This is a genomic window from Enterococcus sp. DIV1094 (genome assembly GCF_017316305.2).
Taxonomy (GTDB): domain Bacteria; phylum Bacillota; class Bacilli; order Lactobacillales; family Enterococcaceae; genus Enterococcus_B; species Enterococcus_B mangumiae.
This window is the reverse complement of the sequence record NZ_CP147250.1, coordinates 2,205,495-2,217,565: the sequence shown is the minus strand read 5'-3', so window position 1 is coordinate 2,217,565 and position 12,071 is coordinate 2,205,495. Positions and strand designations below refer to the sequence as shown.

Genomic DNA, 12,071 nt, shown 5'->3' with positions numbered 1-12,071 from the left:
AAAAAAGCCCCTTTGAACCTCTTTTTATTTCGTTTTTAGAGGTCCATAGGTGACTTAGGTGACGGTTGTAACAATCTCAAACTCTATCTTATCTATAACTATTTAGACATCTCAAGCAACAAACGATCTCCTAGTGTTTTACTTGCATGACCTGATTCGGAAATATTTAAGTCCTTTTTAAATTCTTGCATTTTAGATAGGTACTCTTCCAAATCAAAATCCTCAATACTTCTAATGAATGTTTCTTGACTTCTGATCAACGGAAATGGCAAGTCTGCTAAGTCCATCACCAGACCTCTATTTTCTAAATATTGGTCATAGTCATAGGCATAGATAAAACACTTTTTATCCGATACTAAAGCTTCACCGATAGTGGAAGAATAATCCGTGATCAATATATCTGTGGCACACAATAATTCTTGCATATCATTATAATCTGAAGCATCAATCAAATTGGAGTTGTCTAATTCTCCTAAAATTTGCTTTTTATTCTCCGTATCATTGGGATGAAGACGGATAAGCATCATATATTCGACACCAAATTTATCTGTGAAAGCTTTTCTTACCTGCTCTAAAAAATCTGGACTGACTTTTATCAGTTCCCCTGCTCTAAATGTCGGTGCATATAAAACAATTTTTTTATCTGCTGGAATCTGGTAATAATCATAGACTTTACGGATGATCGTTGGGTCGTTATTGACGATCACATCATTTCTAGGTACGCCCTCTCTAAAGATCTCTCCATCATACCAGAACATTTTGCCGATATCTTTAAATAGATCAGAGCTTTCAAAAACCAATAGATCGCACATTTGAGAATCTTTTTTTGCCAATTTCACGTATCTAGGTTTTAATTTGTCGGCCGCATTATTCTCGATTCGTTTTAATCCAAACCCTGCATGCCAAGTCTGAAGATAGAATTGTCCTTTTCTTTTAGGTGGATAAAAGCTTTTACGGCAATTATCGATCCAGATCTTAGCAGTAAACATTTCAATCAATGCTCGAACCGATTTGTTTTTCACTAACCTTATCGTATCTGGAAAGAGTTCCGCCTGCTGTTGAAGAACTTCTGGCTTACATAACCAAACAATATCTAAATCATCTTTCTGAGATAATAAATATTCACAAATATACTTAGGATTATCTCCATAACCTTTTCCAAAATAACTAGAAACAACAATTTTATTTCTATTTAAAGGTCGCATGACTAAAAACGGATAACAACAATAAAAAATAGCATATCTTCCTACTCGTAAGAAGAGACTTTTAACTACAAAAATCATTCGAGTGATTTTATTTTTTAGCGACGCTATCATATAACTTTTCCTCACATTCTTATTGATTCATTCCATCGCTTTCTTTTAGCTTGCCGATAACTTCACCAAGTAAAAACCAGAATAAGAACGCGCCAGAAATATTAACAAGAATCATTTCATTATGGAAGAATCCAGAAAATGCTAATGCGAATACACCACAAATACAATAAATCATTCGTGTATTCAACAAATTAGTGATTGGCTTGAATAAGAAGCCGATCACACGAACTGCTTTACTCACAATAAAAGCGACGAATGTTAGACCGCCTAGTATCCCAGTTGATGCTAACGTGTTCAAATATGCATTGTGTACAGAAAAATTACGTTGCGCAATATACGTATTTGGCAAAACATCTTGTGCGTAAGCAATCATATTTTTAGGAGAAGTACCAAATAACCAACTTGATTGGAAAATCTCTACCGCACTTTTCCAAATGGTGAAACGTAAATTAGATACATCTGTGCTTTCGGCCACGTCTGGTCTCGTCAAGTTGACTCTACCTGGTGCAGTTCCAGTTTGTTTTTTCTCAAAAAATTGCGGGAAATATGACCAACCGATTTTGATCAACTGAGCTGCGCCAAAAACAAGAGCCATAACAGCTACACCACTTAAAATCGAAAGAAAAATATTTAAAAGAAGATTCATTTTTTTATTTAATTGATATTGATACATCGAAAAGAAAACAAAAACAAAGGTCGTCGCTAATAGCGTGATCAAACCATTTCTAGAGCCTGATAAAATGATATAACTGATATTTAAGAAGATTGAAAAATAGATACCAGTCAGTAACCATTTGTTTGAATATTTCTTACTAAAGATATAATACAAGCTAAGAAAAATCGTTACGACACACATAACTGAACCATAGTTTGGATCAGAGAATACACCAAACAATCTGCCTTCCAACATACCTATTCTCAGTGGATTGACTCTGGTTAATTGAACTGAATAGTTATACTGAGTCAAGAACATCCCTAATGAAACGATCACTAAGCTTGTCCAAATCACGATCAAAGTCCCACTGACGATCGATAATAATTGATCGGTCTTATTTCTATCACGACTGATGCCATTATCATATACAACAAAGAAATACAACGCTTGCCATACAATAAACTTGATATTACCAAATAAACCATACTTCATATTTATCAAACTCGAAATACACATGATCACGATAAATAAAAGTAGTAATATATCATACGTCCAACGATTTTTTTTCAATACTCTCGTAATAAAATCCGCTAGTAATACAATTGAACCAAATATCGCTAATATAGAAAACAATACACTATCAATTGTAGAAGGGAGTAAACTGTACGCACCTACTGCTCTACTGATGAGCATGACCAATAATCCTACTATAAAAATATTTTTACCTTTTTGAAGATAATCATCTCTTTTTGTTTCCATAAAACTCATTCTTCTCCTGTCACATTCATTTTTCAGCCATCAACCATTTTTCTTTGTTACATAATTATACTTTATCTTAGCTAATGTATCATAACATAAATTACTTATCATTAATGCAAGCATCGATAGTTTTCGACTTTTTGTGAATATTGGATTTTTCATTACAAAGGTGAAATTTGACTTTAGAAACTTCACTATAGGTTTTCTGACTTCTTTCGATTCACTCTTCTCACTGATTGCTATCTTATCTAAAACATCAAAATACGCCCAACAAATCCTGCGATGGATGGAATCTGATAGTTCTGGATAAGCTTTCTTCACTAACTCACCATTTTTTTCCCATGCTTCAATGACGTCAAAATTTTTAGTTGAAAAAGATAATCCAGTAATACTATCATTTCTTCGATAATAATAATATTTTTGCTCAGTATTCGTGACTACCTTATTACATTGAAGTAATAGATCAATGATAATGAAGGCATCTTCTACGATTTTGCCAACAGGATAACGAACGGTATCAAAAAGTTCTTTTTTATAAAGTTTATTGACCGCATATGCATACACATCGGTACTGTCTAGAACAGCTTGTATCGCATCTTTTTGATCTAGAACTTCAACTAATTTTAAATGATTGACCTTTGTTTCTTTGTTCTCATACACATCGATCATACCTATGGTAGCTATATCAGCATCATAATCTAATAACTGATTATATAATATTTCAAACATATCTTCAGCAATATAATCATCACTATCAATAAAGCCTAAATATTTCCCTTTGGCAATCTCAATACCTGCATTACGTGCGCTGCTTAACCCGCCATTTTTTTTATGGATGACCTTTATTCGTTTATCTTGAGCTGCATATTCATCACATATTTTCCCACTATCATCTGGAGAACCATCATCGACTAAAATGATTTCAATATCAGTAAATGTTTGAGCAATAATAGAATCGACACATTTTTTCAGATATTTCTCTACTTTATATACAGGAACGATTATACTGATTTCACACATCAAACTTCATCCTTAACTAACTGTACTGTGTGCGCTAGCGATTCTTCAAGTGTAAATACTGAATCCCAACCATTTGCTTTTAATTTTTGATTGTCTAATATTGCTGTACTTGCTTTTGAGAAACCTTTGCTTTCAGTTTCATCAGGTAGTTCAAAGATAACTTTTTTATTGTTTATTTCTGCCAGTTTTCCAGCAAGATCTCTTAATTGTAGGTCAAAAGCCTCTTCTGACACATTATACGCTTCTCCGCTTTTCCCGTGGATCATCAAATGAAGAATAGCAGATACTGCATCCCCTACATAAATGTAAGAAAAATACTGTTTGCCTTCGCTTTTTAAAACAATATCTTCTTCTCGAGCTGCATTCAAAATAAATTGTGAAGAAGCTTTAGAATCAGATAACAGCATCGTAGGTCCAAATGTACGACATAGTCTTGGGATGACAATATCTAAGTCATGTTTTGCGATATACGCTTGGCATAATGATTCACTGACTCTCTTACCTTCAGGATAACCAGCTCTTAGCGTATTACAATCGATATAACCACAGTAGTCTTCCTTAAATTTATCTACATCGCCTCTATTTTCACCATATATTTCTACGGTCGATAAAAATAGCGTTCTTGTAGCATTCGTAGCTACTGCATGTTTTAAGACTTGTTCCGTACCAGCCAAATTCGTCATGATCGTTCCGATTGGATCGGTTGCATAAGCCCTTGGATGTGTGTTACTAGCTCCATGGATGATATAGTCGGCTTTGATAGAAGGATCTAAAGGCTCAGTAACATCTCCTTCTACGATCTCAAAGTTATCACTTGATTGGTACTTTTCAAATCGTTCTTCTAGTTTTTTGCGATTTCGTCCCATCGCATATACTTTGATCTCAATGCCTAACCGTTCATTTGCTAACATGATCGTATCGACTAGAAACGATCCTACCATTCCAGAGGCGCCAATCATCAAAAGTGATTTCCCATTTAAGTCTTTGATCGCCTCGACGTGGTCGATCACTTTTTGCAAATCTTTTATATATAGCGGATTTGTATTTAAAGCCATCTATCACACCACCTAGTCTTTCATCTTTAAATATGCTTTGAACAAATCTAAATCTTCTCTGGTTGTCAACTTGATGTTTTTATCTGAACCAGCAGCAAAATAAAGTGTTTCTCCTAGATCTACCATCATGGTATTTGTATAAGAAGAATCAGTCATACCAATATCTTCTTTTACTGCTCGATCGTATGCAGCTAGCAATTTACCGTACTGGTAGGCTTGCGGTGTTGACACACGTCGTAACGTATTGCGGTCCACATATTGTTCTGTTGTTTCTTCTGTTTTTTTGATAAAAATTTGTTCGTTATATGGAAGTGAAGTTACACCATTTCCAAACTCTTTACATTTTACGATGACATCAGATAAAACAAGTTCATCTACTAATGGGCGGATACCGTCATGAATGATGATCGTATCGTCATCTTCAGAATAATCTTTCAAGAATTGTACGCCATTATTGATCGATTCTTGCCCTTTAGAACCACCAGTGATCACCCACTGAACTTTGCTGATATTGAATTCTTTGATGTACGCCCACATTGTTTCTTCCCAACCTGATTTACAAACCACTAATATTCGATCAATTTGTGGATGGTGTTGGAATGATTCCAAGGTATAGATAATAATCGGTTTTCCTTCAATATTGATAAATTGTTTTGGGATATCTTGTCCCATTCTTTTGCCCACTCCACCGGCGATAATAACAGCTGTAATCATTCGATTTAAATTCCTTCCTTTTACAAGTACATGAAGTATTTGTCATATTTAATATTCTAATAATAATCCAGTGTTAAACTGCATTCAACCTTTTACATTTTCTCACAACTACCAACAAGTTTCAATGTTTTCTATAGTACGCCAGACAAAATGTCCGATCAACTCAAATTTTTTTCAATCGATTTTTACCCATAATAAAGAACCAGGAACATAAAATAGATGATCTTTTTCATATTCCTGGTCTTATCCTATTAGTTTACTTTTTTTACATATGCTTGATTTGCTGTCACGTACCCATTAGCTGTTTTCAACCTTGGCATACCTGACGCAGTATATTCGATGCCTTGGATCGTTAAAATCGTCCCTTTTTTTATGGCGCTTCCTTTTTGAGTGAAGTTCAGATCTTTATAGTAACAATCATCTGTCAAAAGTTGTACGCGACCAGGGTTCGTTACAAAGTAATTATTGTTACTGTTTGCAGCAGCTGTCACATACGTTTTATTTGCTGTGATATAGCCGTTTGCTGTTCTTAATCGAGGAACACCATTCGCTGTAAATTCGATGCCTGATACATCGATGATTCTGCCTTTTGGAATAGTCGCCCCAGGATTGTTAAAAGCAAGATCAGAATAATAGCGATCTTCTCTTAACATGATGATTTTTCTTGGATTTTCCAAGAAATAATTATCGCTATTAGAAACTAAGGTAGTGACGTAAGATTTATTTGCTGTCACATAACCTTTCGCTGTTTTTAAACGTGGAATGCCACTGCTAGTAAAGACGACATCTTGTACTTGGATGACTTCATCTTTTAAGACAGGGTCGCCTTTTTGGCTAAATGCAACATCTTTATAGTAGCTATCGTTCTTCTTCATAACTACTTGATTGATATTACTGTAGTAATAATTATTGATGTTACTTGGTACTTCTTGGACATAATTTTTATTTGCCGTTAGATAGCCTTTTGATGTGATCAAGCGTGGAACAGCATTTTCACGATATTCGACACCAGTTACATTGACTAATGTTCCTTTATTGACTGAAGCCCCTTTATGCAAGAACTCAGGATCACGATAATAAGCGTCATTCGCTTTTAAAACAACCTGTGTAGGTCGTTTCGTGTAGTAATTATTGATGTTTGATACTGCAGCGATCACGTAGTCTTTATTCGCAGTAAAATAGCCTTTATTAGTTTTAAGTCGCGGGATACCACTCTTCGTTTTTTCGATACCTGTAACTTTTATAACTGTGCCGGCTGGAACAGATTCACCTGCTGAAGTAAATGCAACATCTTTATAATATTGATCATTTTTTAAAGTGATGATTTGTCCAGGATTCGTTGTATAATACAAATCAGACACTTCTAAGAATTGCTCAACTATACTTTTATTAGCTGTTAAATAGCCGTTCTTGGTTTTAAGACGGAAAATGCCACTTTGCGTATACGCTAAGTCTTCTACTTGTACGACCGTCCCTTTTGCCACTTTATTCAAGCGTTGTTTGAACTCTGTATCTGCATAATAGTAATCATCCGCTTTTAAACGAACTTTTTTAGGATTCGTTGTAAAATAAGAATCAATATTGCTTTGAGCCGCAACAACATATGATTTATTCGCCGTCAAATACCCTTTATCTGTATATAAGCGAGGAATACCACTAGCAGTTGTCTGAATACTCTTAACAGTCACTAGCGTATTTTTTTTGACTCTAAGGCCTGGATCAGTAAAATTCACATCATTGTAAAAGTTATCATCTTGTTTGACAATGACTCTACCAGGATTAGTCGTGTAGTATTTGCTCAAATCAGGACCAGGATTTGGCGCACTGAAAAACGTACTGTAACTCATGGAGATATCAAATGGTCTGTTTTCATAATTAGCAAGTCCTGGGAAATGCATATTAGAGGACCATTGCCATGCCCCATGGTCATTGTTCCATTGCATCGATTTATCTGGAGAATAAGGATATTGCGCGACCCATACACGATCTTTCCCAAACGCCGAAGTGTTGATATAGCCGTTAGTGATCCAGTATTTTCCTACATATAAAGCTGCATTTGAAAAACCTTTTGCCTGTAGTTGTCTGTTAAATGCTAACGAATTGTTATGGGCATCTCTCCCATTGTTGATCAATGTAGGATCTTCTGCATCGTTGAACATGATCGTATTTTTATTAAGTCCCAGCCGAGTGGCAGCGTCAGCAAAATAATTTGCTTCGGCTTGTGCAGTTTGAGTTGATGTATACAAGCTGTAATGGTAAGCAGAGACTGTTAATCCAGCAGCTTTTGCGTTGTTGATTTGACTAGCAGCGTAAGGATTCGTATAAGAGGTCCCTTCCGTTAATTTCACCGATACTGAAGTCACACCATAACTTTTTATTTTTTGGTATTCCGCTACGGAGATATTCCCATTCCAACTAGCCACATCAATAAAATGTTTGCCTGGAAGATTAGGATTGTTCGCATAGACTTTATCGATCACTGATGCGGCACGCAGAGAGATTCCACCAGATTGCATGGCATACGTGCCTTTTTTATGGTTTGTTCCTTGTTTCCCCACTTCGACATCTTCAGTGGACTGTTGCTCTGTACTATCATCAGTTGATTCTGTCGTCGGTTGATCTGTCGAGCTGCTCTCAGTTGTTGAAGAACTGGTTTCACTGTCGGCAGTAGTAGAACTAGCCTCTACAGAATCACTTGTTTCATCTGTCGTTGCCGAACTTTCTGATACTGTCTCTGAAGTGGTTGTACTTTCCTCTAAATCCTCAATTGAACTACTCGAAGTACTACCTGTTGTCTCTTCCGTAGTAGTATCACTTTGTTGTACAGCTGATATATCTTTACCCGTTTTAGCCTTTGAAAACTGAATTTCATTCGCAGACATACCGGGAGCAAAACCATTCAATAGCATCGTGCACAAAAGTGTTCCGGATAAGATTTTTTTAATGCTGATTCTTCTGGGCAACATTCTTGTATTTTTCTTTACCATTTATTTCTCCTCGTTTTTATTATGTCTTTTTTTGTATGATGTTTTTGTGTCAAGAACAACCGCCTCATGATGCGGTTGTTGGTCTTCTTTTGGAGGTAGCTCCATATACTCGCCAAAGACTTGTTTTAAGTAGCGATCATAGCCGACTGGAATTGGCATCTCGGTATCTTCAAAAGGAACAAAAATGGCAGATTTAAAATCAGCTAATTCATAGATATTCCCCATATATTTGGGTCCTACACACAACTCGGTCACATATTGAGTTGAGCCAAATGGATATTTACTCATTTGTTTCTCAGCAAAGCGCCAAATCTTGTACCGCGCTTTTTTGGAGCTAAAGATATTTAGAAGGACTCTACTTCCAGTAGCTAAAAGTCCGCCGTGTTTTTCTGGTACTACTTGCGAGCAAAATAAAGCATAGATCAATGCCCATATTTTTTGGATTTTTCGTTTATACCCACTTTCTGGAGCGCCATCTAATGGAAATATATCGATGGGGATACCATGTGGGATATCCAGATCTTCTTGATACGTTTTTACAAATGTTGTTTCTATATCACGAATAGTCATAAATGAATTATGATCATTGTATTCTAAAGTAGCAAACAACAATGGATAACGATCCTTATTTGCATATTTCTCCCATAGGATCTTCAATTTCTCATAGTCTTGCCTCGGCATGAAAAAATCTAAATCGTCGTCCCAAGGTATGAATCCTTGATGACGAATCGAACCAATACATCCACCGCCACAAAAATAACATACAAGACCATGCTCATTACAAAATTCAACAAAATATTTTGATATTTCAAGTACGACTTTTTGCACATTTTTTAGTTCTACATCATTACTATACATTATTACAGCCTCATCTATTTTTAATTTCTTATATATTTTCGCATAAGCTCGTGTTTTTTACAAGTTGTCAATTAGTTAAACAACATTACGAAAAAGCACGCTCAAACGTTTGAGCGTGCTTTTTAATACGATCGTTTTAAGAAAGCCATCAATCCTGGCATTCTTTCCTCTACAAAACTACCTAAACGAACAGCGGATAAAAATATCGGCGCAGGTAAGTTGTACAGAAGTTTTGTGACTTTTTTGGCTGTAGAATCTGTCAGTGCGATATTTTTAGCTTCTACGATCACTGGATCTGCCAAAACCCTTTTGGCTTCACTAGTCTTTTCTTTAGAAGTTTGATCAGAATTTCCGTAAATGGAAAAAATCACTGAGGTAGTTCCTTTTAATAAAAGTGCAGCCATTCCGGGTTTGTTTATCGAATTTGTGACGGTGTTTGCTAACAGATAAAATTCTTTGAAGGTTTGGAATTTATTAGGGTAATACTTATTAGTAATGCCTTGCCCTCCAACAAACTCATAGGTATATGCAACGGTTGGATTCATGACCACATATTGACAATGTCGATAGTAGTCCAAATTAAAAATACGATCCTCACAGCTACGATAATTTTTAAATCGAATATTTTGTCCCATTACAATATCTCTGCGATAGCATTTGTTCCATACAACATACATGAGTTGCTGATTCATCAAATGATACATGTCTTTAATAAATGTTTCATGGTTTCGGTAAATGGCTTCGGATACTTGATTCACTTTTTCGGATACGACTTTTTCATTATCCATCGTTCGAAAAAGAAACGAGCTGACGATCAAATCTGCTTCTGGATGATCAGTCAGTAACTGATCGTAATTTTTTAAAATCGAGCGGCTCGGTTCATCATCTGCGTCAAATAATAAAATATACGTTCCTTTTGCTTGTTCGATTCCAATATTTCTCGCAATACCAGGGCCATTATTCTCCGTGGTGATCAACTGAAAGATCGGATTTTCTTCAGTCAATGTCAGAATCATTGTTTCAGTTTCATCGGTTGAGCCATCATTGACGATGATCACTTCGTAATCATCGTAGTCCAACGTTTGTAATGTTTCAATCGTTTTCTTTATCGTGGATTGCGCATTATAGACCGGCACAATAATGCTAAATTTTGGTTCTATCATTTTATGTGCCTCCCACTTCACTGATAAATTCGTTCTTTTGGAAAATCGATTTCCGCTAATGAGTTAGCATTTTCATCTTCTTCTAATCCTTGAGAAGACATTTTATCAAAAAGGATCTTGATCGTTTGCAATAGGATCTTTAAATCCATCATCAATGAATATTTTTTGATATATAACAAATCGAAACGCAATTTGCTATTGTAGTCGGAAACATATTTACCATACACTTGCGCATATCCGGTAATACCTGCTCGGACATTATGTCTCAAATAGTAATAAGGATTTTCTGCATTGAATTGATCCACGAAAAAAGGTCTTTCTGGACGTGGTCCCACGATAGACATATCCCCTTTTAAAACATTGAAAATCTGTGGCAATTCATCAAAACGCACAGCACGAATAAATTTACCTACAGGTGTCACCCGTGCGTCGTTGCTTTTAGCTAAGACAGGTCCAGATTTAGCTTCTGCTGTCGCTGCCATCGAGCGGAATTTGTAAATAGAAAATTCTTTTTGGTTCTTAGTGATACGGACTTGTTTATAGATCACTGGTCCTGGCGAAGTCACTTTGACTAGGACTGCTGTGAGCAACATAAATGGTGATGCAAGGATCAATAAAATAAGCGAAACGACGATGTCGAATAAGCGTTTGAATAATTCATATTCAGGTTGGATCCTAAATCCTGAAGCTTCAATGATGCTTTCATCTTCAAAGTTCATGATGTTCGGGTTGATCATCGTTAGATTCTCAAACGTCGTATTCAAGAATAGTTTCTTTTCTTTTTTTGTGATCAATTGATAAATCTTGATTTTTTCATTTTCTTCGATATGGGAAGATAGATACACGATATCGATCTCATCGATCATCTTTTTGATATTCTCATAATAATTATCGATGACCACAGCTTCGACTTTATGTTTGTTGTTCTTTTTAGATTGAAAGTTTTGGATCGCTGGAGCGACATCTTTTTCAAGGCCTACGATCACTACTTTTTTATCTCTACTTACTCGTAAATATAATTTGTAGATCAAAATGCGATACAGACTCAGTAATATCGTCCCTACTACAAAGGATAGCAAGATGACTGCCCGTGGAAAAGCAAACCAGCGACCAGCAAATGTCACGATCATTACACCGAATGATATCAATACTTGTCCGATCACGGTCACAAATATAATGTCACTGATCATTCGATTATAAAAGACATACGCCCCTAACAAAATATTCAACGCGATAAAAATAATGGAAATAAATATTGCAGAATGTTGAAAGGTCTCAAAATTCCGCATTGGGATTTCTCCTTGAAATTTCAATAAGAAACTTATATACACTGCTGCATTGTATACCAAGACATCCATCATGATAATAAATATCCGACGGGCAGCATTCCATTCTCCATTTTTATTCATGTATACACTCCTAACCACAAAATAATACCTCTATCATCTTACCATAGCCCTCTTTAAAAACATAGTGGATAACCAAATTGTAACCTAATTTCAAAGTAACTGATGGTAGATTCAGCAATATGTCCGAGCCAAAAC

9 protein-coding genes are annotated in these 12,071 nt (G+C 35.7%); all 9 read right to left on the bottom strand.

Annotated features, from left to right (window positions below; genetic code table 11):
- Positions 1-98 precede the first annotated feature (98 nt).
- The 9 genes from DOK79_RS10585 to DOK79_RS10545 all read right to left on the bottom strand — a co-directional run bounded on the left by DOK79_RS10585 (position 99) and on the right by DOK79_RS10545 (position 11,936).
- The gene (locus DOK79_RS10585; RefSeq protein ID WP_206858211.1) at positions 99-1,316 is read right to left on the bottom strand and encodes a CDP-glycerol glycerophosphotransferase family protein; all 1,218 of its coding nucleotides are present in this window, start codon (positions 1,314-1,316) and stop codon (positions 99-101) included.
- Positions 1,317-1,335: 19 nt separating this feature from the next.
- Entirely contained in the window at positions 1,336-2,730 is a 1,395-nt protein-coding gene (locus tag DOK79_RS10580) for an O-antigen ligase family protein (protein ID WP_242542410.1), read from the bottom strand.
- Between the two features lie 39 nt (positions 2,731-2,769).
- Positions 2,770-3,750, bottom strand: coding sequence for a glycosyltransferase family 2 protein (locus DOK79_RS10575; protein ID WP_206858195.1), 981 nt, complete (start codon positions 3,748-3,750; stop codon positions 2,770-2,772).
- Positions 3,750-4,805 (bottom strand): NAD-dependent epimerase/dehydratase family protein, encoded by a 1,056-nt coding sequence (locus tag DOK79_RS10570; RefSeq protein ID WP_206858193.1) that lies wholly within the window; start codon positions 4,803-4,805, stop codon positions 3,750-3,752. The genes DOK79_RS10575 and DOK79_RS10570 overlap by 1 nt, the downstream gene beginning before the upstream one ends.
- 12 nt (positions 4,806-4,817) lie before the next feature.
- Positions 4,818-5,519: an IspD/TarI family cytidylyltransferase gene (locus tag DOK79_RS10565; protein WP_206858190.1), complete on the bottom strand. Its 702-nt coding sequence runs from the start codon at positions 5,517-5,519 to the stop codon at positions 4,818-4,820.
- Positions 5,520-5,770: 251 nt separating this feature from the next.
- Positions 5,771-8,506, bottom strand: coding sequence for a DUF5776 domain-containing protein (locus tag DOK79_RS10560; protein WP_242542411.1), 2,736 nt, complete (start codon positions 8,504-8,506; stop codon positions 5,771-5,773).
- Positions 8,507-9,364 (bottom strand): LicD family protein, encoded by an 858-nt coding sequence (locus tag DOK79_RS10555; RefSeq protein ID WP_206858188.1) that lies wholly within the window; start codon positions 9,362-9,364, stop codon positions 8,507-8,509.
- Between the two features lie 122 nt (positions 9,365-9,486).
- A complete protein-coding gene (locus DOK79_RS10550; protein ID WP_206858181.1) occupies positions 9,487-10,527 on the bottom strand; it encodes a glycosyltransferase family 2 protein in 1,041 nt (346 codons plus the stop codon).
- Between the two features lie 17 nt (positions 10,528-10,544).
- Positions 10,545-11,936: a sugar transferase gene (locus tag DOK79_RS10545; protein WP_206858180.1), complete on the bottom strand. Its 1,392-nt coding sequence runs from the start codon at positions 11,934-11,936 to the stop codon at positions 10,545-10,547.
- Positions 11,937-12,071: the final 135 nt, after the last annotated feature.

What these genes read in the sequence shown, in the direction of transcription:
- DOK79_RS10570 (WP_206858193.1), bottom strand. Translation starts at nt 4,805, where the DNA reads ATGGCTTTAAATACAAATCCGCTATATATAAAAGATTTGCAAAAAGTG.
- DOK79_RS10565 (WP_206858190.1), bottom strand. Translation starts at nt 5,519, where the DNA reads ATGATTACAGCTGTTATTATCGCCGGTGGAGTGGGCAAAAGAATGGGA.
- DOK79_RS10550 (WP_206858181.1), bottom strand. Translation starts at nt 10,527, where the DNA reads ATGATAGAACCAAAATTTAGCATTATTGTGCCGGTCTATAATGCGCAA.
- DOK79_RS10575 (WP_206858195.1), bottom strand. Translation starts at nt 3,750, where the DNA reads ATGTGTGAAATCAGTATAATCGTTCCTGTATATAAAGTAGAGAAATAT.
- DOK79_RS10555 (WP_206858188.1), bottom strand. Translation starts at nt 9,364, where the DNA reads ATGTATAGTAATGATGTAGAACTAAAAAATGTGCAAAAAGTCGTACTT.
- DOK79_RS10580 (WP_242542410.1), bottom strand. Translation starts at nt 2,730, where the DNA reads ATGGAAACAAAAAGAGATGATTATCTTCAAAAAGGTAAAAATATTTTT.
- DOK79_RS10585 (WP_206858211.1), bottom strand. Translation starts at nt 1,316, where the DNA reads ATGATAGCGTCGCTAAAAAATAAAATCACTCGAATGATTTTTGTAGTT.
- DOK79_RS10560 (WP_242542411.1), bottom strand. Translation starts at nt 8,506, where the DNA reads ATGGTAAAGAAAAATACAAGAATGTTGCCCAGAAGAATCAGCATTAAA.
- DOK79_RS10545 (WP_206858180.1), bottom strand. Translation starts at nt 11,936, where the DNA reads ATGAATAAAAATGGAGAATGGAATGCTGCCCGTCGGATATTTATTATC.